Raw genomic sequence first — 24,053 nt, 5'->3', positions numbered from 1 at the left:
TGAGAGTGGTTAAAAATGAGCGTTAGTTGAAGCAAAGTGTTGAAAGCAGCGAATATGGATCTATATGTAATATTATTGAATAGAAATAGTGGTTTATTTTGCATTTTTTAAAACTAACATTTCATACATGACTTGATAATTGACGGGCTCTAGAGCGTGTTTTAACTTTGTTAAATTGATAAATAACTGCATTTTGTCTTGTAAACCACAACTATCAAACCTAGCTGTAATTAGAGTTTTGGCTCTATTGTGTTTTAACATTATGTTGACTGACTCTCGGTTTCCGATATTTTATAAGTAGTGGTATGATGAGTTGCATTAGACCCATAAAAACAAGTTTGGATAAGATATAAATGGTCATTAAGGCAAAGAGCCCAGCAGGATTCGCAGAAAAATACATTATTGAGAGTATTTGGAAAGGGCGTTTTCCACCTGGTTCAATTTTACCAGCAGAACGTGAGCTCTCTGAACTAATTGGCGTAACACGCACCACGCTTCGTGAAGTACTGCAACGACTTGCTCGTGACGGCTGGCTTACGATTCAGCATGGTAAACCAACTCGTGTTAATCAGTTTATGGAAACCTCTGGTTTGCATATCCTCGACACGTTGATGACGCTCGATGCTGAGAATGCTACCTCTATCGTTGAAGATTTGCTTGCAGCACGTACCAATATCAGCCCTATTTTTATGAGTTATGCGTTTAAAGCCAACAAAGAGGCGTCTGAGAAAACCATCACAAATGTTATCTCGTCGTGCGAAGCCTTGATTGCCGCGGAGTCTTGGGATGTGTTTATGGAAACATCACCTTATGCCGACAAAATTCGTCAGCACGTCAAAGGTGAAAGCGAAAAAGATCACACCAAGCGTCAGTCTGCTTTAATCGCTAAAACGTTTAACTTTTATGACTATATGTTGTTCCAACGCTTAGCATTCCATTCTGGCAACCAGATCTATGGTTTGATATTTAATGGTATTAAAAAGCTTTATGATCGCGTCGGCAGTTATTACTTCTCCAACCCAGAAGCACGCGAGTTAGCGCTGACGTTCTATCGCGATCTTCTTGAAGTATGCCAAACTGGCAATCGAGAGCAAATTTTGGTTGTGGTACGTCATTATGGTATCGAGAGTGCGCAGATCTGGAATCAGATGAAAACCACCTTACCAACCAACTTCACCGAAGACGACAGCTAAAAGATTGTCTTATTGATATAAAAAAACCGCCTACTGGCGGTTTTTTTATATCAGAGATTAACAATCTGGATACTCTTCGTCGCCGCCTCCGGCTTCTTTAAACCATTCAGTTAAGTAATGTTTTAAATTTTTGAGTTCATCAGGACCAATCAGCGCTAAGCCTAAATCTTCGGCGCGAGTGATGTCGTTATGACGTAAAGGGCGGAAACTGACCAACATCGCACGCGCTTGAAGACCACCAAGAAGATCGCGTAAAGATTCAAGTTTATACAGGGTATCGTCGCCATCGTCGCGCATGCCTTTGGTCTTACACTCGATGATGTGAAGTTTGTTATTGACCACTGACGCGACATCAAGTTCATTGCGTACCTCTTTCTCACCACGTTGACGATAAACCTGAACATTAAGCGAACGGTCTTGTATGGTCGGCATGTCTTGTTGGATCTGACGAACGGTACTATGCACTAAGGTTTCTAGCCATTCGCCATTGGAAAAGCGGCGTGCGTCTTCGTTGATAAAGGTTAAAACGCCATCTTGATAACTGGCAATGTTCGTTTCGACCAAGTCGTTGAGCAACATGTTCAGCTCGCGATACCCCTGCTGCTTTTCAGACAGAGCGACATCAAGACGTTGCTCTTTGCGGCAAGTGGTAGCTAAGTAGTTCAGGGTCGCAAGACCGGGACCAAGCTCCAGAGCATTGCTGGCCCAACGTTCACCCAATTGATACAGTTTCTGGTCCAATAACGCTGGTAGTTGATGGTCACTGAACTCGCCGCGAGCGCCAAATATCGTCAAGTAATCAGAAATAGTGATGCGGTCTTGAACTTGGGTGTCTTCTTGGCCGTCGGGATAGAGCCAGCATAAACGGTCACTACTCGGCTCGACCACGAAAATAGGCCAGTGATAGGTGCGAAAAATCTCGTAAACAGACAACAAACGATGACGTAGGCCACAACTGGCGTTGAGTTTAACTTCTTCACCACGTGTTTTTAAATCTTCAGCGAGTGTGTAAACCGCTTGTTTGATGGTTGAAGTGGTGGCGACGTTAGGGATTTGAAAAAACTCAGAGGTAATATTTCTCTTCGCGAGCACGCTATGCAAACGCAGGAACATGTCCTTTTGTGTTGAAACGCCAATAAATACGATGTGTTTACTGATGGAACGGTTGTCAAGCAGTGGCGTGACCAGGCGAATTGGGTCTTGGTCGATAATGCCAACATGAACTGCCATATAAAATCCTCATGATTGGCTTGCGAAAAGGTAACGAAGAATGGGCAAGCCTATTAACCATATAATGACATGGGATATAAAAAACAAGGGCGACTAAGAAAAATAGTCGCCCTTTGTCAATAAATGACACTGTACTGACTTTCTAAAGCTTAAATCGATGCACCAGCTCACCTTGCTGATTGGCGAGTGAAGAGAGATTACTGCTGGTTTGCGCGATTTCAGCCATCGCTTGATAACTGCTGTCGGCAATGAGGTTAATCTCTTCAATATTGCGCGCAATATCGCTAGTGGTTTCGCTTTGCTCGGCAGCGGCTTGGGAAATATGCCCACTCATTTGGCTGATCTCGACAATCAATCCTTGGATCTCTTCCATGGCGCTATTAGCATTCGATGCTTGCTCGACTGACAGATCCATATCATCCATACAGCTTTGAATCACTTTATTTGCCGACGTTGAGCTAGATTGCAAGTTGCTAATCATACTTTCAATCTCACTGGTCGACTGTGTGGTCCGTTGAGCCAGCACGCGAACTTCATCGGCTACGACGGCAAAACCACGTCCCTGTTCGCCGGCGCGAGCCGCTTCAATCGCAGCGTTAAGAGCGAGTAGGTTGGTTTGTTCGGCGATATTGCGAATGACATCGAGAATCGTACCAATCTGGCTGCTCATTGTTTGAAGGTCTTTGACGGCATCGACGGATTGGTTGAGGCGCGTCTCTAGTTGGTTGATGGTGGTAATATTCGTTCCCATGATTTTACGACCAGACTCTGAGGCTTGCTCAACGCGCTCGACCATCTGCTGAGAGCTTTGTGCACTTTGCGCGACTTCATGTACCGAGTGTGCCATTTGCGTCATCGCGGTCGCGACATTAGCGGTTTGCTCACGCTGTTGGCTAAGTTGACTCTGCGCTTTCGAAGAGGTGGTTTGGTTGGTGGTCGCCGTTTGGGTCAAATTATCCGATGCATCATTAAGCTTGACCAAAATGCCATGAAGGTTGTCGGCCAGTGAATTGATGTGATTGCTGACGCGACTAAACTCGTTGTTATAGCGGATGTCGATACGCTTGGTCATATCGCCTTGGGTTAGAGATTCGAGCGTCCCCAAAATACGAGTAAGCGGTTGACGAACGCTTTGAGCAATGTGGTAACCGATAGCAAGAGCCATCAAGATAACCAGCGCACCAATGGCGATTGAGCGTAAAACACCTTGCTCATAAACATTCCCCGCCTCTTGTAGCGAGTCAGTCAGTCCTTGTTCTGCGTACCCACTGAATGACTTAAGCAGCGTCATGGTGGCATCGACTTGTTGGGTAAGGCTTGCGATGTTGCCGTAAAGTGCATCTTTGGCCATTAGGTAGGTATTATGCTGATCAAGTACCCCGCCTTTTTGACCAACGTCACGAGTAAACTGTTGGACTGAATCATCAAATGCTTTTTTTATTTCTGGCATTTGTGTCGTCAGGCCACGATAAGCGTAGTTAAGGTGGGTAACGGCTTTTTTGTTTTTCGCGACGGCTTGCGAAACAAATTCGGTGTCATTGCTGGCAAGTGCATCGGATGTAGTAACCTCAGCGTCTTTAAGTTTAATGAAATAACTTTTTGCCATCACTTTGACTGAAATACTGCTTTGGTCGTCAACATACTCTTTCATGCCCACACTCAATTCAGAGTGAAGACGTTGGAATTGACGCGTTGACTTCTGTACTTTCGCCTGTGCTTCAAACATGGCGCGGTAATTCGCCATGGCTTGTTCAGCTTCAGCGAAATAACCCGCCTCCATTTCTTTTAGTTCGGTAATCGACTGCTCTAATTGTTCGTGGCCAATACTCACTTGCTCAAGTGCTTGTAGTTGCTCCGTGTAGGCCTGCTTCATGGTGGAAAACTGCGACGCCAATTGGTCCATGCGTTCGAAGCTTTGTGTGGTTAAAAAATCTTTAAACAGTTTATCTGCGGATAATAGCGCAACGCTGGTTTGGTTGGATTGATTCACCAATGGTAAAGAGGTGCTGGAAACGTCCTCAAGGTTATTGTGGATTTGCTGCATTCCTCGCATCATCATCAATGTTGTGACAATGAACATAATGATGATCAATGCAAAGCCAGCGTACATGCGTCTAATCACTGAACCTTTCATGGATCTCTCCCTAAATAAATAATGTCTTAAAAAAGTAACAAAAAGAAAGCTATTGTATTGATAGCGAGACACACATTTTTTGACGCACAATACATATTTTATTATTGATAGATTAGCGTTTAATGATTAATTGACATGAACACTGTTTTTTATTGTGATCTTGCGAAGCTTGACGCATACTCGATGCGAAAGATTCCACCAGCACAAATCTCTATGGAGCACTTCATGGCCGAAGAAACCATTTTCAGTAAAATCATTCGTAAGGAAATCCCAGCGGATGTTATCTACCAAGATGACCTAGTCACTGCATTTCGCGACATCAATCCACGTGCACCCAGCCATATTTTGATTATTCCTAACAAATTGATTCCTACGGTCAACGATATTGAAGACGAAGATGAAGTTGTGATGGGGCGGATGTTCGTTGTCGCGCGCAAGTTAGCAAAGCAAGAAGGCATCGCTGAAGATGGCTATCGACTGATTGTGAACTGCAATCCGCACGGTGGTCAGGAGGTGTACCACATCCATATGCATTTGGTTGGTGGTCGTCCTCTAGGACCAATGTTGATGAGCTAACTAAGCGCTAGCGAACCAAATATTAAATGTGTTGTCATAAAACAACCTCTTGCAAAGCATGGACATCAATCCATGCTTTTTCGTCATCAACAGGGAGTGCGAAGTGCAAAAATACAGGCGACTCGCATTAGTACTTGGGAGTACGTTGGTTCTCTCTGCCTGCGCAAACTTATCCGCAGGAAATCTCTTTAGTCACTACAGTGCTCAAAACAGCGAACTGCACCGCTCTTTACAACGTGGTGATTATCCGAGCGCAGAGCAGGCACTGCCTGATTCTGTTGCCGGTGAGATTCTCGATAATTTCGAAAAGGGGCGAGTTTATCTACTCAATCAAGATTATCCTGCGAGTCAGCAAGCTTTTGAACTCAGTGATCAGGCGCTACGTGAGCAACAAGACCTTGCGACTATTTCTGTTTCTCAAAGCGCACAAAGCTTGTCTGCATTGGCTGTCAATGACAACCTTTCGTCGTATCAGCCTGCTGACTATGAGCTAGGTTTCCTTCACCTCTACCTTGGTTTGAACTACGTTAAACAAAACGACTTAGAGGGCGCTTTGGTCGAAATGCGCAGAGCCAATCAGGTTCAGGAGCAGGCACGTAAAGCGCGCGAGAAAGAGCTATTATCGGCTCAATCACAAATGCAACAGCAAGGCTTAACGCCAAATTTAGGCAGTGTTTTGTCCCGTTACCCTGATGCGGGCACGACGTTGCAAGCGGTGCAAAATGGCTATTTACTCTATTTATCAGCGCTGCTTTATGAAGCCGAAGGTGACCTAAATAGTGCCTATGTCGATTATCGACGTGCATTAGCCGTTATGCCGCAAAACGACCAAGTGATTGATGGCACAAAGCGCGTAGCTAAACGCTTAACGATGAATGAAGATCTGAGCAAGCTCGAGCAACGTTATGGTCAAGCCAATTATCTTGATCGTCAACGCAGTCGTATTATCGTTATTGATGAGCGTGGGGTGGTTGAGGCCCTGCAAGGCTGGAAGCAAGCTTTACCCTTATATGACAGTCGTGGTAATGGCGCTTGGTATTCTGTCGCATTGCCTTACTATCCAGATCAGCAAGCTGACCACTATTTACCTTTAGAGTTGAATGGCCAAGCTTTGAGTGCAAGTCAACTGACGGACATTAACTTGATGGCTCAACACGATTTGTCTGAACGTATGCCGTCATTGGTGATACGGCAAGCATTGCGGGTGTGGGCAAAAGATCAGTTACGTCGTCAGGCGGCACAAGATGATGATGTCGGCAACTTATTGTTCAATGTGTGGAATACACTAACAGAGCAGCCAGACACACGCAGTTGGTTATCCCTACCAGCTAACGTTTATAGTGCGAGTCTTGAGACCGAGCCGGGAGAGCAGAGCTTAATGGTTAACGGGCAGCCCTATACTTTTAACGTTGAGCCGGGACAAACTGCGTTAGTTTGGTTATCTCGACAAAGTAATAACTCGATCATTTGGCATAAACAGTTAGGAAACATACGATGAAAAAATGGCTTAGTTTCGCATTTGTGGCATTAACCCTGCTAGGTTGTGCGGATAACACGGCAGGATTGCGCATTGACGGCGCATCTCAAACCGTAATTTTTGGTGATAACGTTTTAGCTGGGCGTTTAGTCATTGATGACATCTCAACAACCGAGGTGGATGGTCGAGCGCGTGGTGCGGTTCGTCTAGTCAGTCACTATTCGGGCGATCAACATGTTCAGTACCGTTTTTACTGGTATGACGACCAAGGTCTAGAAGTGAACTCTAAGCTGAGTCCTTGGCGACAAGCAGTGATCCGTGGAACTGAAGAGGTGTCACTGTCGGAAGTCTCGATTAATCCGAACGGACGTCAGTTCCGAATCCAGATTCGTCAATTAGATCAATAATTAATCCAAAATATTTAGAGGAACTAATAATGAATAAAAGTGTAGTTGCACTGCTTGGTTTAGCGGTGGTTTTAGGCGGCTGTTCGAATCAAGTGAGTTACGGTGATGCGCAAGCCGTTGAAACCACCACCATCGACTTTGGCTCAACAGACTTGCAAAAAATTGCTGGCGAAATGGTCGATAGCATGATGATGTCGGGATCGGTTGCCGCGATTACGCGTGATTCGCGTCCGATTGTTTTTGTTGAGCGTATCAAAAATAAAACCAGTGAACACATCGATACAGAGTCTATTACTGATACAATTAGTACTAAGATGCTGAATTCCGGTAAGTTCCGTTTTGTTGATATGGACAGAGTCGAGTCCGTTCGTGATCAACTTAACTTCCAAAACAATGATGAGTTAGTTAATCAGAGCACGGCGATTCAATTTGGTAAAATGGTCGGCGCTCAGTACATGATGTACGGCAACCTGTCTAGCATTGCCAAAAATGCGGGCAGTGATAAAGATGTTTACTACAAGATGACCATGCGTTTAATGGATCTTGAAACTGGCCTGATTGAATGGGCTGATGAAACCGAAATTCGTAAGCAAGAGTCAAAAAGCTTTTTAGGTATGTAACCAACACTGCCAATCAGAGAAGAGGTGTGCGATGGCGAGAATGTCATGGGATGAGGCAAGTCAACTTGACCGATCTTTACTGTCACTCGAGCACTTCTTTTCTGCTCCACCCGCCTATGCGCAAACCTTGACTGGCGGCCTGACTAACCGCTGTTGGAAAGTGGTCACCAACGATAGCAACGCGTATGTTTGGCGGTCAGCGACACCGATTACCAAAGCCTTTTCTATATCTCGCTTTCAGGAATACCAGATTCTAGTGGCGATAGAAGATAGTCATATTGGACCGAAAGCGGTGTATATCAATGATCAAGGATTATTGGTTGATTGGGTCGAAGGCGACGCCTTAACCAATGAGCTGTCGTTTGATGCATTGCTTAAAACTATGATTAAAATCCATGGGCTTGATACGCAACGTATTCCCGTTGCACCTTTCAATTTTACTGCGCGTGTTGATCATTACTGGATGTTGCTTAATGAGCACAACAAGTGTGAACCCTACCAATCTATCTACCAGCGCTGGCGAGTTGCTCCTGCTTTAGCTGATGTTGGCCACACTTTGTGTCATTTTGATTTAGCGGGCTACAACATGGTCAAAACCACCAGTGGTAATAAAGTTATCGATTGGGAGTATGCCGTGATAGCGGATCCACGTTTGGATTTGACTTTGAGTATTGATGTGATGGATGAAAAACCGCTCGAGGCGATATATCGTTACTGTCAATTGCGTAACATAGAAGGGGTCGATGATTGGGTTGAAGGTGTGATGGCATGGAAACCGCGCGCCACAATGATGGCAATGCTGTGGTATCTACTCGCTTATCAGTTGTGGGGAGATGAGCAATATTTAACCCAGGCGCAGCAACTGCAGAAAACATTTTGCAGTTAAGATCACTGTTTTGTGTCTCGGGGCCAGATATCTCAAACCGTTAACTTTTAAACCTTAGTTTTCGTGGTAGATTTAAAGCACAAGGATCGGGGGATTTACAATGATTATTTATTTACACGGTTTTGATTCAACTAGCCCAGGCAACCACGAAAAAGTGCTCCAGTTGCAATTCATTGATGATGATATTCGTTTCATCAACTACAGCACCCTGCATCCCAAGCATGATATGCAGCACTTGTTAAAAGAAGTGCACAAGGTGATTGAACAATCAGGTGACAAGCAGGCGATGATATGTGGTGTTGGGCTAGGGGCTTATTGGTCCGAACGGATCGGTTTTCTATGTGGTATTAAACAAGTGATGTTTAACCCCAACCTGCATCCTGAGCGCACTATGCAGGGGCGAATTGATCGTCCGGAAGAGTACGAAGATATCGCGACGAAATGTGTTTCTGAGTTTAGAGGTAAGAATAAAGGGCGTTGTCTGGTGATTTTATCTAAAGAGGATGAAATTCATGACAATAGTAAAACTGCCGCGGAATTAGAAGCGTATTACGATATCATTTGGGACGAAACTCAAACGCATAAATTTAAAAAGATCTCGCAACATCTTCAAACCATGAAAGCGTTTAAACACAGTTAATTGACGTCAATAATACAGAAAAAGCGACATTAAGTAACAATGTCGCTTTTTTGTTGCCCGCTATTTTTGAGCAAGTAAATATATCTAAGATAAGTGCATTCTTTGGTTGCGTACCTTAGTTTGAGCTATATAATGAATCTACTACAAATTTTTTGATAAATATCAAAAAAAATTGAGAGCGAGTGAAAAACTTGCCCATATTTTGCGCTGACCCCAGAGGTTAGCCTTGAGTTATTAACTCATTTATCCAATAAGCGTGTCGTTTATCTGACCCTCATGGTTGACACCTGAGGCGGAGCGAACTCCGCAGGTGACCCCAAAATATAGAATTCCATCGGGACGAATATCGGCTCGAGTCAATTTAAAATTAGTTTTGAGGAAAGTTGCTGTGACACGAATTATCGTAGTAGGCGGCGGTGCGGGCGGTTTAGAGCTTGTTACCAAACTAGGACGTACATTAGGCCGTAAAGGGCGTGCAAAAGTAACCTTAGTCGATCGCAAGGCGAGTCACTTATGGAAACCGTTATTGCATGAGGTGGCGACCGGCTCTTTGGATGAAGGTGTCGATGCTCTGAGCTATCGCGCCCACGCAAAAAACCACCACTTTGATTTTCAAATGGGCAGTTTGCAAGACATCGATCGCGAGCGCAAAGTCATTAAATTGCATGAGCTCAAAGATGATCATGGTGAACTGCTGATGCCAAGTCGTGAAATAGAGTACGACATTCTGGTTATGGCGATTGGTTCAACCTCGAACGACTTCAACACGCCAGGCGTTCGTGAACACTGCATCTTCCTTGATAGCCCAGAGCAGGCGCATCGTTTTCGCAGCGAGATGAACAATCAATTCCTAAAACTGCATGCCAAAAATGGTAACGGCACGGTTGATATTGCGATTGTCGGTGCTGGTGCAACGGGTGTCGAACTCTCTGCCGAGCTCCATAATGCTGTAAAAGAATTGCGTACCTATGGTTTTGGCGATCTAGATTCAAGCAAGTTGAACGTCAATTTGGTTGAAGCGGGCGAGCGTATTCTACCAGCGTTGCCACCACGTATTTCTTCTGCGGCGCACCACGAGTTGACCAAACTTGGCGTTAATGTTCGTACTGCCACCATGGTAACGAAAGCCGAAGCTGACGGCTTAGTGACAAAAGAGGGCGATAAGATCTCGGCTCAGATTATGGTCTGGGCTGCCGGTATTAAAGCGCCAGACTTTATTAAAGATCTCGCTGGGCTTGAAACTAACCGTATTAATCAACTGGTGGTCAAAGAGACGCTTCAAACCACACGTGATGATGATATTTTCGTGATCGGTGACTTGGCTCAATGTACTCAAGCTGATGGAACGTTTGTACCGCCTCGCGCTCAAGCGGCACACCAGATGGCCAGTCGTGCGTTTTCTAATATTGTCGCGAAACTTAATAACCGTGAACTTAAGCCTTATGTTTATCAAGACAAGGGGTCATTGGTTTCACTCAGTCGCTTCTCAACCGTAGGTAGCTTGATGGGGAACCTCACCAAAGGTTCAATGATGGTTGAAGGTCGTATTGCACGTGTGGTGTACATCTCGCTGTATCGCTTGCATCAAATGGCGCTCCATGGCTTGTTTAAGACCGCGCTGATCATTTTGATGGGACGCATCAACCGTGTACTTCGCCCTAATTTGAAATTGCACTGATTAAGAGTACGGCATTGGAACCGGAGCAAAATTGCTCCGGTTTTTTTATATCTCAATCGGCAACTTAGGTAGGACACCACCGCGTGGTTAACACCATTTACCTGACACCTATCTAATACTAGCGCAACTTTTCATTAGCATTGGTCTGGCCGGATCTGGATGACCTATCAGTTGGATAGGAGACTCATCCAGGCGATCTATAGCTTGCAGATCGTGATGATTGTTAACTTATTATTTTAAATGAGAACTAGTTGCATTATCATTGAGCGCAATTAAAGACAACCTACCAATGGATCATCTGTCTTTTGGGCTATGCATAAATTTTGTGTGGACGGTTTGTAAGTAATACGAACCTTGTTAAGTGTCAAAGCACTGCTGAAGGTAATATCCCGTTGCCAACGATAGAGAATATGAAAACTTGACTATAAACACACCTGCATTTGATCGTATTAATCGTGTTCTGGTGTATATCCACGCCAACCTCAGTTGTGCGTTATCGCTAGAAGATATTGCGAAACAAAGTTGTTGGTCTCGTTGGCAACTGCAAAGAGTGTTTCAAGCCGAAACTGGGCTTACGGTGGCAAACTATGTGAGAGAGCTGAAGTTAAGCCAAGCGGCGGAAGAGTTGCTTGATGGCACAGAGCGTGTGATAGATATTGCGCTTGGGCTTGGGTTCAATTCTGAAATTAGCTTTAGTCGTTCGTTTAAGCAGTATTTTGGGACTAGTCCAAGCCAGTATAGAAAAGCGGGTAAAAGAGTCGGGTTGAGAAAACCGATACAAGTGTCTAAAGCCGTGAGTGCCGCCGAGAAGGGAGGGCTCAGTTTTGTTGAGGTTCGGATTGATGAAAGAGAGTCTTTCCTTGTCAAAGGCATTACATCAGAAATCACGGGCTTGTTTTCACTTACTCAAGACTTTGTACAGAAAGTCCCTGAAATTTGGCGGCGTTTGGCACATGAAATGACGCTTCCAAACGATAACGTGCTGCAGTTTGTTGGTGTTGTCGACCTTACTCAGTCTTGCTTTGATGGCACTAATATTCACTATTGGGCTAGTGTCGAGCTTGATGAAGGTGCTGCAATCCCCCAGTTACCGAGCATTATCTCTGAGCGATTAGAGGTACTGACCATTCCTAAGCAAACTTACGCCGTGGTAAAACATTGTGGGCCTATTGAGGCTTTGCGACATACTTTGAGTTGGTTTGTGCTTAACTGGCTACCAAGTTCTGGTTATCGTGGCGTAGATGGTTATGAACTCGAAGTGTATCCATTGGGTTATCAACCCGATGCCTGCGATGCTGAAATGGAGTACTGGATTCCTATAATTAAGTCGTAATCATCCCGATGTCTTGCTCTCTATTGAGATTTTTGTTCAATAGGCAGATCGCGCTTTTCATCGCCCGCGGGTCCAATGCTAGCAAAATAGACCAAGTTCTTGCTAATTTGCACCAAATTGTTAATTATCCCTTCGCCAAATACATACAATGCAAATGAGATTTATTATTATTTGTGTTAATTATTGGTACCGAGGGAATCATGACAACTCACGCTCGTTTTAACTATTCATCACTGGCAGTCGCGTTACTGACGGCGTTCTCTGTGCAAGCATCGGCACTGGAAAACGTTGCTGTGGCAGACTCAAGTGTAGAAACTGTCACTGTTTTAGGCAAAGCCTATCGGAATACCGCCACCAAGTCGGCGCTGGAGCCAGAAGAAACCCCTCAGGGTATTACGATTATTGATCAAGAGCAGTTAGAGCAAAGAGGTGTCAAGTCTTTGAATCAAGCCCTTCGCTATGCGCCAGGTGTTGTGACGGAGCAAAAGGGTGCTTCGGTGACTATGTATGACACGTTTTCTATTCGTGGTTTTACTAACAAGCAAAGCTATTATGATGGATTGATTTTACCCTTCCTCACAGGTTGGAACCTACAACCTCAGATTGACCCAATCGCAATTCAGCAAGTAGAAGTGTTTAAGGGGCCCACATCGGTGCTTTACGGTGCGATGCCACCGGGTGGCATGGTCAATATGATTGCGAAGACGCCTCAAGAATATCGTTCTACAAAAGTGGGCCTATCCGCAGGCTCAAGAAACTTAACACAAGCATCAATTGATACTGCGGGGCATTTGGCTGATAGTGAATTTTCATACCGTTTGGTTGCACTTGCTCGTAAGCAGGACAGCCAAGTCGATAATGGTGAAGAAGAGCGTTATGTGGTTGCTCCATCGTTAGATTGGCAGGTATCTGATAGAACATTAATTAACTTCAATCTTTATTATCAGAACGATCCTTCAATGGGCATAAACTCTGCAATGCCGCTTGAAGCATTGAAAGCCAGTGAGCCTTCTGTGTCCATGGGCGATAAAAACTGGAGCACTTTTAAGCGCGAAGTTTTTATGCTTGGTTATAAGGTCAACCACCAGATCAACGCTAACTGGACTTTTCTGCAGAATGCGCGTTATTCCGATGCGTCGCTATCTCAAAAAAATACCTACCATCGCAGTACCAACTTTAATCCTGCGACTGGTCGTTTAATGCGCAACGTGTATAGCACGGATGAGAAGTCTCAAAGCTTTGCTATCGATAACCAAATTTCAGGTCTTATTGAAATCGGTGGCCTAGAGCAAAATCTACTGTTTGGTATCGATTACCTAGAACTCGCAGGTGACTCTTTATATCAAGAGTTTACAGCGAATACAGGATTCTACGGGTTTGATGCATATCATCCAAATAATGAGTTGCTTGATAACAGTCAGCTTCAAGAGAATTACCGTGAATCGCATGACATAACGACCGAACAACTGGGTTTATACTTCCAAGATCAAGTTCGTTACGATGGATTAGTTCTGCTTGCGGGTGGACGTTACGACTTATTTAAGGCAAGTGACGATAAAACTGGCTTGAGCCCGACCAGCGATGGCACACAAACCGCCGATCACAACCAATTTTCTTACCGCATCGGTGCTTTGTATGAGCTAGAAAATGGCGTCTCTCCCTTTGTAAGCTATGCTACGAGCTTTGAGCCAGCCGCAGGTACCGACATTAACGGTCACTCATTGAAGCCTCAGTCGGGTGAGCAGGTAGAGTTTGGGGTGAAATACCTTTCTGCTGATAGGTCACAACAACTTACGGCGTCATACTTTTACATCACCAAGAAAGACTCGATTGCGGCAGACCCGGCGGATCCAACCTATCGGGCAAAGATTCAATTGGGTGAAGTTCGCTCTCAAGGTATGGAAGTCGAGGGTCGATGGTTTGTGACGGAAGATTGGGATGTTAACGCCAGCTACACTTATGTTGATATGGAAGTAACGGAAGATGCCAATCCAGACCTTGAAGGTACGACGCCTATTTACGTACCAACCCACGCTGCTAATCTATGGAGTAATTATTATGTCTATGGTGGCCCTTTAGCGGCAACGCGTTGGAGTGTTGGTGCTCGTTATATGGGTGAGATGGAGAGGGATGCAACAAATACTCAAGGTAAAGTCCCGGCTTACACCGTGGTTGATTTATCAGTAGGCTACGATTTGGGGGCCGCGAGCGATGCTCTAGCGGGTGCCACCGCTAATCTATTGGTTAACAACTTATTTAACGAAGAGTATTACACCTGTTATGACCAATCTAACTGTTGGTTCGGTACAGAGCAATCAGTAGAGCTCAACGTCAATTACGAGTTCTAATTAACTTGAAGCCATCAATGTAAGCAGCCTATGTGGGCTGCTTTTGTCGTTTTGTGAGCTTCTAGTCTGGGATGACTGAATAAACCAAACCCACTTGAGGTTTACCTGCAAAGATAAAGCGATTCTTCGCCTGACATTCAAATTCGCCACCACACGCTTCGATCAACTTTTGGCTCGCGAGGTTATTCGGATCGCAAACCACTTCAATACGTGTCAGTTTTAGCTGCGAAAAGCAGAACTCAATCAGTGCGTTTACCGCTTTCTTAGCCAAGCCTTTGCCTTGATATTTGTCCGCTATCCAGTAGCCGATACTCGCCATATTAAAGGTGTGATACAGCTCGTTGATCGCCACCATACCAATGAGCTCGTCAGTTGTACGGCAGAACACACCAAAGCCATACGCATCCCCCTTAACCCAATTGAGACGCGTCGCTAATAAAAATCGTTCTGCTTCTTGGGATGAAAAGTCACAATGACACCAGTCTATCCAATGATGCAGACTAGGAGAGGCGAGGATGCAGTCTTGCAGCTTGTCGCTTTCTGGAGCATCAATTAATCGCAATGTCAGCTGTTGGGTGATGATTTGGTAATCTGGGCTCATAAAACAAAGCCCTCGCAATGAGGGCTAATCATTATTGGTTGACTCGACGGACTTGGATGATAACCCCCATCAGAGGGTGGTCAAGGTAGTGAGTCTCAGTACTGCGCATGCGGCGTTTTTGATCCAAACGATAGCTTTTAAGAAACTCTTGCTTCACAACGGTAGGTGAAATTTCTTCCATCATACCGACTTGGGTGGTTTGGTCTTGAGCGTTTAGTGTTGCCGCATCAGCACCAGCATCAGCACCAGCGGCTGCTAATTGCGGTTGGCGTTCTTGCAAGATAATGTCACGTACACTTGGTTGTTTCAGATCCATTTCTACATCGGCATACAAGTAATGTTCGACATACACTTGCAACTTACCGTCAAGTTCGTAGAGCGGCTGTGGGATCGTCTCTTCTGTTACCCCTTCCAAGACTTGATCGCCACTATTGTCGCCAAGCATTGAGCCGTCGGGTTTAAATTGATTCGAGTAGTCTTTTCCGGCTTGAACGTGAAAAATAGGTGCGCCAAAACGCCCTTGGTCACCTTGACGCCACGCTTTGTGCATCAGCACCTCGAAACCTGCGTGCTGCTTAAGCTTTTGCACTTCACCGGTTAGTTGATAGTCTGAGTAAGGCAGCATCATGACGCCTTTATTGGCACGAAAGCTGGCATCGGCAAAAGAGCCTGCGCGAGTAAGATCAATCTCAGGCAGTTTGTTTGGCCATGACTCTGAGGTTTGTTCAGCTTCAACCGCACGTTTAAAAATGATCACTTCGATATCAAACTGACGCTGTGCCATCGACGGCATTGCAACCAGCATCAGTAACAGCGGGATCAATGTCTTCATTACAACTCCAAGAAAAGGTGCATTGCACCTTTAAGTTAATTGGTGGACTTTCTAAGCCTTAGGTAATAGATTTTGCTGGAATTCTGCCAACATGTCATTCACAAACTGAATGCGCTCACGTCTATCAACTAATGGTATCGTAAACTTGAACTTAGTTGGGCCATCCATCGCGAATTTTTGTGGCTGAGATTGCAATAGTTTAACTAAGTACATCGGGTTAATGTCAGCATCTGGATAGAATTCGATAAAGCCACCTTTATCGTGCGCTTCAACCTTTCTCACTTTCAGTGTTGCTGCCGTAAGTTTTAGTTGTGCAACAGACAGTAAATTCTTGGCTGCATCGGGAAGTAAACCAAAGCGATCAATCAGCTCAATCTTAAGTTCAGCCAGTTCTTGTTCGCTGCTGACACTGGCGATCTGTTTGTACATAGATAAACGGGTATTAATATCAGGGATATAGTCGTCGGGCAATAACGCGGGAACCCGCATCTCGACTTCCGTCTGGTCACGTAACAACTCATCCAATGATGGTTCTTTTCCTTGCTTAAGAGCTTCAACGGCTTGTTCGAGCATTTCCATATAGAGAGTGAACCCGACCGATTGAATCTGACCACTTTGTTCATCGCCGAGCAGTTCACCTGCGCCACGGATTTCAAGGTCGTGAGTCGCGAGAGTGAAACCGGCGCCCAAGTCTTCGAGTGAGGCAATAGCATCGAGGCGTTTAATCGCGTCTTTGGTCATCGCCTTAGGGTGTGGTGTCAGCAAATAGGCGTAAGCTTGGTGGTGTGAACGACCTACACGGCCGCGTAATTGGTGCAGTTGAGCCAAGCCAAGGTTATCTGCTCTGTCCATGATAATGGTATTGGCAGTCGGAACATCGATACCAGTTTCAATAATCGTGGTACACACCAATAGGTTAAAGCGCTGGTGATAGAAGTCATTCATCACGCGCTCAAGTTCACGCTCGCGCATTTGTCCATGAGCCACTGTGATGCGCGCTTCCGGAATGAGTTTTTCTAAATCTGCCGCTATTTTATCAATGGTTTCGACTTGATTGTGCAAGAAGTAAACTTGGCCACCACGCATAACTTCTCGCAGAACCGCTTCGCGCACCACGGCGTCATCACGTTGGCGAACGAAGGTTTTTATCGCCAGACGGCGCGCTGGTGGCGTCGCAATGATCGACAGATCGCGCATGCCACTCATCGCCATATTGAGGGTTCGTGGTATTGGGGTTGCCGTTAGGGTGAGAATGTCCACATCGGCACGCATTGCTTTCATTTTCTCTTTTTGACGCACACCAAAACGGTGTTCTTCATCCACAATGAGCAGGCCCAAATCTTTAAACTTGATATCGTTTGACAGCAACTTGTGCGTGCCGACGACAAGATCAACTTTGCCATCTTCAATATCTTGCATGACTTGTTTCTGCTCTTTGGCTGATTTGAAACGAGACAGAACCTCGACTCGAATTGGCAGGTTAGCGAAACGGTCGCGAAAATTTTCGAAGTGTTGCTGAGCAAGCAGGGTGGTTGGAACGAGGACCGCAACTTGTTTGTCGTTATCGGTGGCTACGAATGCGGCGCGCATCGCCACTTCCGTTTTACCGAAACCAACATCACCACAGACTAAACGGTCCATCGCTTTGGCTTGGCACATATCAGACAGCACGGCATTAATGGCCATCGCCTGATCGTCTGTTTCTTCAAATGGGAAGCTCGTTTTGAAGGTGGCATATTGACCACGGTCGAGCATGAATTTGAAGCCAGGTTTTATCTCTCGCTTGGCGTAAACATCGAGTAATTCAGCGGCCACATCACGCACCTTCTCTGCCGCTCTACGACGCGCTTTTGTCCAAGCTTCACCACCGAGTTTGTGCAATGGTGCGCCATCTTCCGCGCCCCCTGAGTAGCGACTGATTAAGTTTAACGAGGCGACCGGAACATACAGTTTGGCGTCATTTTGGTATTCGAGCGTCACGTATTCCGTGGTCATGCCACCGGCTTCAAGGGTTTGTAGACCAATATAGCGACCAATACCGTGATCAATGTGGACAACAGGTTGGCCTGGTTTTAGCTCCGCGAGGTTACGGATCACCGCGTCACTGTTGGTGCTCTTGCGGTCTTTGCGCCGTTTTTGAATGACGCGATCGCCGAGCAAATCACTTTCACAGATAAGAGCGATGTGATCATTGCCGTAGACAAAACCGTGTTCTGCGGCGCCGAGTATTAAACTGAACTTCTCTTTAGCGCTTAACGCCTGAGCAAAGTTCTCGACGGATTCGGGTCTGAGTTTGATTCGTTGCAACAGCTCTAGCAAAGCTTCACGGCGACCTTCTGACTCGACAGAAAAAACGATTTTTCCGCTAAAGGTTTCGCTGAACTGACGTAGGGCTGCCATCGGCTCTTTGTTTTGATGTTGAACGCCAAGGTCAGGTAGCGGCGAGAGTTCAAGGTTGCTACGGCCTTGTTTTTCACTAATCGGGTCGATAAACAGCTGACTTTGCGGCAAAGGTTTAAAGTGACTAAACAGCTCGTCCTTCTTTAACCACAGTTCGTGTGGGGGCAAAAGTGGTCTAAGTGGGTCAATTTTGCGCTGGTCGTAGCGGTAGTCAACATCGGTCAAAAAGGTATCAATGGCCGTTTCAATGTCCCCTACGGTCACCAACTGACTGTTATCGGGAATGTAGTCAAACAGAGTTTCGGTTTGCTCAAAAAACAGCGGCTGCCAATACTCGATACCAGCAGGCCAGGTGCCTTTGGATACTTGCATATAGACCGACTCAGGCTCACGACGCGCTTCAAAGCGTTGGCGCCAACGAATACGAAAATCTTCAATGGCACTTTCAGTGGTCGGGAACTCATGGGCCGGCAGTAGGCGTATTTGTTGAGTGTCTTCAATCGAGCGTTGATTCTCGGGATCAAAGGTACGAATCGTATCTATTTCATCATCAAAAAAATCGATGCGATAGGGTGCATCTGAACCCATAGGAAATAGATCGAGAATAGAACCACGACTGGCATACTCGCCAGGGCCAAAAACTTGGTCGACGTGACGGTAGCCGGATTTCTCCAGTTGGAGGCGCAGTTTCTCGAGCGAAAACAGGTCGCCGACTTTGACCATTAGTGTGTGCTGTAGCAAAAACTCGCGTGGCGACTGGCGTTGCAGCAATGTACTAATAGGTACAATTGTGATGCCGTTGGCTTGGGTCGGAAGTTGATAGAGACGCGAAATACGATCCGAGATAATTTCTTGGTGTGGCGAGAAGTTATCGTAGGGCAGCGTTTCCCAATCAGGAAACAGCGCGACGTCTTGCGCGGTAAATTGCTCTATTTCTTGCTGCAGTTTTAGTGCTGTTTGTGGATCAGGAACCGCCAGCAAGGTATGCCCTGCATGCGCATCAGCAATTTCAGCGATCGCCAACGCAAGAGCCGCGCCATGAAGGTTACCAATTTGTTTTTTGTCTCCAGCGCCATGAGCGGCTGCCAGAGTGAGTAATGATGTATTGGGCATAATCTATTTTATTTGTTGCGATCGAGTGAGCGTTGACGTAACAGTTTTTGTTGTTGGAACAGGGCCGCTTTGATCAATAAATCTTGGTCAACATCACGCAGAAGATCGTATTTGATGGTAATTAAGTGTCCGTCATCGTGTTGGTCGACTTTTACCACATGACCATAGCAGTAAATAGCGGCTGCAGGGTGATCTAGAAACATTTTGACGCGCACCTTAGTCGCAGGGTGGAGATTATGATCCGACACATAGGTGAACTGACTAGCACCAAAAGAGTGTGTTTGGCAGCGCTGTTTCTCATCATCTTGTTGGGACAACATGAAAGTAAGTAGCAGGTTGAGTTTCGAGTTTTGCGTATCGAGAAGTTGAATAACATGTTTAAATTCGCTGTTTTTCAATTCATTACGAGCGCTGTCATTGAGAAGATCAAGGTGACTAAATTCACTGGCGACGATAAAGGGCGCCGGAATCTCACTTTCAAACTTTTCGAAACTGGGTAAGGACACATCGTTAGCCAAGGCTTCTATATTGACGGTCATGGTGTGATTAACGGTAAAGAATTCTTGGTCAGACATGTGTGATTCCTTGTGCTTATAGCATTGATTATCGTTATACCAGTCAAGTAATCAAGCTATCCCTTTGTTTATTCCATATTTTAACCATCAATTGGCAATTAAACACTACACGTGCCCGGAATTAATCGGTAGAGTAAACGCCATTATTAGGTCTTTTGGCTGCATATTTGGTTGCTACTATGTTTCATCCTGTCTCCACCTTCATTGGCTTGCGTTACCTGCGTGGGCGCTCCGGTGATAGATTTAGTCGCTTTGTTTCCTACATGTCAACGGCGGGCATCACCATAGGCGTGATGTCTTTGGTCACGGTGTTGTCGGTGATGAACGGTTTTGAGGCCCAACTCAAAGGGCGTATCCTTGGTGTATTGCCGCAAGCGATTATTTCACAAGACTCCGGAAACACCGCATTGCAAGCGACACCCCCTGACTTTATCACTCAAATGTCGAACGCAGGTATGCCTGAACCTGTGGTACAAAGTGAAGCGATTATCCAAAGCCCGAGCCAACTTAGTGCCGGTTTACTATTGGGTATTCAGCCGTCACAACATGATCCGCTCGAAACACATTTGATTGCCGGGCAACTCTCCAATCTAAAAGCGGGTGAATATCAACTGTTTTTAGGACATACCTTGGCACGTTCAATGAACGTATCGCTTGGCGATAAGGTTCGTTTGATGGTAACCAGCGCCAGTCAATTTACCCCGCTGGGTCGAATCCCAAGTCAGCGCTTATTCACGGTGGCGGGTATCTATAACACCGGCTCTGATGTTGATGGGCAACTGATGCTGACCCATTTACAAGATGCGGCTAAATTGATGCGGATGAAAAACGATCAAGTGACAGGCTGGCGGCTGTTTTTTAATGACCCATTCGTTGTGTCGGACTTAAGTAATGAGCCTTTGCCCGATGGCTGGACATGGCAAGATTGGCGCGATCAGCGTGGTGAACTATTTCAGGCCGTGCGGATGGAAAAAAACATGATGGGGCTCATGCTTGGTCTGATTATCGGTGTTGCCGCATTCAATATCATCTCTGCGCTTATTATGGTGGTGATGGAGAAGCAATCTGAAGTGGCAATTTTAAAAACGCAAGGGATGACAGACAGGCAAGTACTGGCAATCTTTATGGTTCAAGGGGCGAGTAGCGGTGTGATTGGCGCTCTAATTGGCGGCGGCTTGGGAATTGCGCTGGCGAATAACCTTAATCAGCTGCTTGAGAGCATGGGCGTGGTGTTATTTTCTGTTGGGGGGGAGCTGCCTATTATGATAAACCCCATTCAGATCGCTATTGTTATCGCGTTGGCGATTGCGCTAAGCCTTGCCGCGACTTTGTTTCCTTCTTACCGTGCATCCACCGTTAAACCAGCTGAGGCTTTAAGATATGAGTAACCTTCTCCAGTGTCACAATATATGTAAAACCTATCGTGAAGGTGCCTTCGATACACAGGTTCTCAAAGGAGTTAGCTTTGGTCTAGAGCGTGGCGATTTGGTGTCGATCATTGGTACGTCGGGATCAGGGAAAAGTACTTTACTGCATATCTTGGGTGCGCTTGATGATGCAACCGATGGACACGTGACCTTTTTAGGTCATGACCTATCGACATTAAGCTCCAATCATCAGGCAAAACTGCGCAATCAGCATCTTGGTTTTGTCTATCAGTTTCACCACCTCCTTGCTGATTTTAGCGCCATAGAAAATGTGGCGATGCCACTGCTGATTGGCGGTGCTAAAGTCAATGTGGCTAAACAGGCGGCCAAAAAACTGCTCGACAAGGTAGGGCTAAGTCATCGTTTAGAACATCGTCCGTCTGAATTGTCTGGCGGAGAACGTCAGCGTGTGGCGATTGCTCGAGCGCTGGTGAATAGCCCCGATCTGGTGTTAGCCGATGAGCCAACTGGCAACCTTGATCATAAAACGGCATTGTCGATTTATGATTTGATGCGCGAGTTAAACCAAGAGTCACAAACGGCGTTTTTAGTCGTGACTCATGATGGAGAGCTGGCCGCGAAGATGGATCGTCAACTGCATATGCAAGACGGTTTGTTGATTAATGTCGAGGGTCGCTAAATGTTGTCGTCTTTGTCACTGCTTATTGGTGGACGTTTCAGTCGTGCGAAACAGCGTAACAAAATGGTGTCATTTATTGCGCTTTCATCGACACTGGGTATTGCCGTTGGGGTCGCGGTGATCATCATTGGTTTGTCTGCCATGAATGGATTTGAACGTGAGCTCAATAATCGCGTACTTTCGGTTATTTCTCATGGTGAATTTGAAGGGGTTCGAGGGCCGTTAACTGATTGGCAATCGGTGATTTCACAGCTAGAAAAGCATCCAAAGATCGATGCAGCGGCGCCGTTTGTAAAGCTCACCGCATTGGCTGAAAAAGGCACTCAACTTAAAGCGCTTGAAGTCAGAGGCATCGACCCTAGTGCTGAAAGTCGCGTTTCCAGCCTGAGTGAATTTATTGATCCGCAGGTGTGGTCGACGTTTCAGGCCGGAAATCAGCAAGTCATCTTAGGTCAAGGTGTGGCTGACCTGCTTAATGTGGATAAGGGCGATTACCTGACGCTGATGATCCCAACTAACGGGCCAACGACTAAGGTGCAAGCACCGAAACGAGTGCGAGTAAAAGTGGCGGGCTTATTAACTCTCAACGGGCAAATCGACCATAACTTGGCATTGATTCCATTAGCAGACGCTCAGTCCTACGCCAAACTCGGGCAAGGAGTGACTGGAGTGGCGGTTAAGGTGACGGATGTGCTGCAAGCGACGCAAATTGTTCGCGAGGCTGGTAACACGCTCAATGACTATGTTTATTTGCGTAGTTGGCAGCAGAAGTTCGGTTTCCTTTATCGTGATATTCAACTGGTACGCACTATTATGTATCTCGTCATGGTGTTAGTGATTGGCGTCGCAAGCTTTAATATCGTATCGACCTTGATGATGGCGGTAAAAGATCGGGCGGGCGAAATTGCTATTTTGCGCACCATGGGAGCAAGCGATGGTTTAGTGAAGCGGATCTTCGTTTGGCAGGGCGTCTTTTCCGGTGTTTTAGGCAGTATTGCTGGTAGCGTTATCGGTGTGGTTGTTGCGCTTAATCTCACGCCAATGATCTCAGCGCTTGAGCAGCTTATAGGTCACCAGTTTTTATCCGGTGATATCTATTTTGTCGACTTCTTACCTTCGCAGGTCGCTTGGGTGGATGTGGTGCTCGTCTCATCGACGGCTATCGGTCTTAGCCTTATGGCGACTTGGTATCCTGCCTCTCGGGCAAGTCGGCTTAATCCAGCCGCAGTGCTGAGCGCAAAATAATCCAAGACTAAAAAAGGACCATTCGGTCCTTTTTCATTTCTACCTGACATCTGTCTTACATCATGCCCATCATTGGCTCGGAAACTGAGCAACGTAATTTTTATTTTTTGAGCAGATTTCTTATTCTGATCTTACGTTTTTGCCAACTTCTGACCACCGAATAGCGCCACAATGCTGTGATGCCAAAGTAACCCAACATCGCTGCCACAATGCCACAGATCAGACAACCGAGTAAAAACGGCGGACCAATCGTGCTCATTTGATGAAGTAAAAACTCCCACGATAACTCAAAGTGGAAATGCTGTGGCGGGGTATGCATCGCCCAAGCGCCAACTTTGTACGCGAAATAAAACAGCACCGGCATAGTGACAGGGTTACTGACCCAAACTAACGCCACGGATAGGGGCAGGTTAACCCCACACGCGATCGCAAGCCCGGCTGACATAATCATTTGACTTGGCAGAGGAACGAAAGCCATAAAAAGACCCACGGCAAAAGCCCCAGCGGCAGAACGACGGTTCAAACACCACAGGTTAGGGTTGTATAGCACATTGCCAAAAATCTTTAGTGCCTTTTGACGCTTAATTCTTTCGTGGTCAGGCATAAAGCGTTTTATGAATTTTCTTGGCATCGGTAAATATGACTCTCTACTTACATTATTGGACGCTAATCTCATTCTCTGCACTGGTTGCCACCAG

General features: G+C 45.9%; 20 protein-coding genes. 13 read left to right on the top strand and 7 right to left on the bottom strand.

Annotated features, from left to right (window positions below):
* The first annotated feature begins 353 nt into the window (after positions 1–353).
* The gene (gene fadR, locus BS19_RS00985; protein WP_038172756.1) at positions 354–1,193 is read left to right on the top strand and encodes a fatty acid metabolism transcriptional regulator FadR; all 840 of its coding nucleotides are present in this window, start codon (positions 354–356) and stop codon (positions 1,191–1,193) included.
* Positions 1,194–1,250: 57 nt separating this feature from the next.
* On the opposite strand, the gene BS19_RS00980 is transcribed toward fadR, so the two are convergent.
* Positions 1,251–2,423, bottom strand: a complete 1,173-nt coding sequence (locus BS19_RS00980; RefSeq protein WP_038172754.1) for a DUF1887 family protein — start codon at positions 2,421–2,423, stop codon at positions 1,251–1,253.
* 142 nt (positions 2,424–2,565) lie between these two features.
* Positions 2,566–4,557, bottom strand: coding sequence for a methyl-accepting chemotaxis protein (locus BS19_RS00975; protein WP_038172752.1), 1,992 nt, complete (start codon positions 4,555–4,557; stop codon positions 2,566–2,568).
* Positions 4,558–4,782: 225 nt separating this feature from the next.
* Here BS19_RS00975 and hinT point away from each other — a divergent pair, with 225 nt between their 5' ends.
* From hinT to BS19_RS00930, 9 genes are all read left to right on the top strand, one after another.
* Complete coding sequence (hinT, locus tag BS19_RS00970; protein WP_038173059.1) at positions 4,783–5,133, top strand: purine nucleoside phosphoramidase; 351 nt, start codon at positions 4,783–4,785, stop codon at positions 5,131–5,133.
* Between the two features lie 103 nt (positions 5,134–5,236).
* Positions 5,237–6,631 carry a COG3014 family protein gene (locus BS19_RS00965; RefSeq protein ID WP_038172750.1) on the top strand — a complete coding sequence of 465 codons (1,395 nt, stop codon included), beginning with the start codon at positions 5,237–5,239 and terminating at the stop codon, positions 6,629–6,631.
* Positions 6,628–7,017 carry a YcfL family putative periplasmic lipoprotein gene (locus tag BS19_RS00960; RefSeq protein WP_038172748.1) on the top strand — a complete coding sequence of 130 codons (390 nt, stop codon included), beginning with the start codon at positions 6,628–6,630 and terminating at the stop codon, positions 7,015–7,017. The genes BS19_RS00965 and BS19_RS00960 overlap by 4 nt, the downstream gene beginning before the upstream one ends.
* Before the next feature lie 29 nt (positions 7,018–7,046).
* Positions 7,047–7,637: a penicillin-binding protein activator LpoB gene (lpoB, locus tag BS19_RS00955; RefSeq protein ID WP_038172746.1), complete on the top strand. Its 591-nt coding sequence runs from the start codon at positions 7,047–7,049 to the stop codon at positions 7,635–7,637.
* A gap of 31 nt (positions 7,638–7,668) precedes the next feature.
* Complete coding sequence (locus BS19_RS00950; protein WP_038172744.1) at positions 7,669–8,523, top strand: phosphotransferase; 855 nt, start codon at positions 7,669–7,671, stop codon at positions 8,521–8,523.
* A 100-nt stretch (positions 8,524–8,623) separates the two neighbouring features.
* Positions 8,624–9,163, top strand: a complete 540-nt coding sequence (gene ycfP, locus BS19_RS00945) for an alpha/beta hydrolase YcfP (protein ID WP_038172742.1) — start codon at positions 8,624–8,626, stop codon at positions 9,161–9,163.
* Between the two features lie 388 nt (positions 9,164–9,551).
* Positions 9,552–10,841, top strand: coding sequence for an NAD(P)/FAD-dependent oxidoreductase (locus tag BS19_RS00940; protein ID WP_038172740.1), 1,290 nt, complete (start codon positions 9,552–9,554; stop codon positions 10,839–10,841).
* A 424-nt stretch (positions 10,842–11,265) separates the two neighbouring features.
* Complete coding sequence (locus BS19_RS00935) at positions 11,266–12,174, top strand: AraC family transcriptional regulator (protein ID WP_038173058.1); 909 nt, start codon at positions 11,266–11,268, stop codon at positions 12,172–12,174.
* A gap of 200 nt (positions 12,175–12,374) precedes the next feature.
* On the top strand, positions 12,375–14,522 hold the full coding sequence (locus BS19_RS00930) for a TonB-dependent siderophore receptor (protein WP_038172738.1): 2,148 nt from the start codon (positions 12,375–12,377) through the stop codon (positions 14,520–14,522).
* 61 nt (positions 14,523–14,583) lie between these two features.
* Here the strand turns inward: BS19_RS00930 and BS19_RS00925 are convergent, their stop codons facing one another.
* The 4 genes from BS19_RS00925 to BS19_RS00910 are packed head-to-tail and all read right to left on the bottom strand — an operon-like array spanning position 14,584 to position 20,043.
* Positions 14,584–15,123: a GNAT family N-acetyltransferase gene (locus tag BS19_RS00925; RefSeq protein ID WP_038172736.1), complete on the bottom strand. Its 540-nt coding sequence runs from the start codon at positions 15,121–15,123 to the stop codon at positions 14,584–14,586.
* Between the two features lie 31 nt (positions 15,124–15,154).
* Positions 15,155–15,955: a peptidoglycan binding protein CsiV gene (locus BS19_RS00920; RefSeq protein ID WP_038172735.1), complete on the bottom strand. Its 801-nt coding sequence runs from the start codon at positions 15,953–15,955 to the stop codon at positions 15,155–15,157.
* Between the two features lie 51 nt (positions 15,956–16,006).
* Complete coding sequence (gene mfd, locus BS19_RS00915) at positions 16,007–19,468, bottom strand: transcription-repair coupling factor (protein ID WP_038172733.1); 3,462 nt, start codon at positions 19,466–19,468, stop codon at positions 16,007–16,009.
* Positions 19,469–19,476: 8 nt separating this feature from the next.
* Complete coding sequence (locus BS19_RS00910) at positions 19,477–20,043, bottom strand: PilZ domain-containing protein (protein ID WP_038172731.1); 567 nt, start codon at positions 20,041–20,043, stop codon at positions 19,477–19,479.
* A gap of 179 nt (positions 20,044–20,222) precedes the next feature.
* On the opposite strand from BS19_RS00910, the gene lolC reads away from it, so the two are divergent.
* The 3 genes from lolC to lolE are packed head-to-tail and all read left to right on the top strand — an operon-like array spanning position 20,223 to position 23,355.
* Positions 20,223–21,431, top strand: a complete 1,209-nt coding sequence (gene lolC / locus BS19_RS00905; RefSeq protein WP_038172729.1) for a lipoprotein-releasing ABC transporter permease subunit LolC — start codon at positions 20,223–20,225, stop codon at positions 21,429–21,431.
* Positions 21,424–22,110, top strand: coding sequence for a lipoprotein-releasing ABC transporter ATP-binding protein LolD (lolD, locus tag BS19_RS00900; protein WP_038172727.1), 687 nt, complete (start codon positions 21,424–21,426; stop codon positions 22,108–22,110). The genes lolC and lolD overlap by 8 nt, the downstream gene beginning before the upstream one ends.
* The gene (gene lolE, locus BS19_RS00895; protein WP_038172724.1) at positions 22,111–23,355 is read left to right on the top strand and encodes a lipoprotein-releasing ABC transporter permease subunit LolE; all 1,245 of its coding nucleotides are present in this window, start codon (positions 22,111–22,113) and stop codon (positions 23,353–23,355) included.
* 100 nt (positions 23,356–23,455) lie between these two features.
* Here lolE and BS19_RS00890 read toward each other — a convergent pair whose 3' ends face one another.
* Positions 23,456–23,986, bottom strand: coding sequence for a DUF2062 domain-containing protein (locus BS19_RS00890; protein ID WP_038172721.1), 531 nt, complete (start codon positions 23,984–23,986; stop codon positions 23,456–23,458).
* Positions 23,987–24,053 lie beyond the last annotated feature (67 nt).

Source organism: Vibrio pacinii DSM 19139, from assembly GCF_000711795.1.
In the GTDB taxonomy this organism is placed as follows: domain Bacteria; phylum Pseudomonadota; class Gammaproteobacteria; order Enterobacterales; family Vibrionaceae; genus Vibrio; species Vibrio pacinii.
This window is presented reverse-complemented; position numbering and strand designations above follow the sequence as displayed.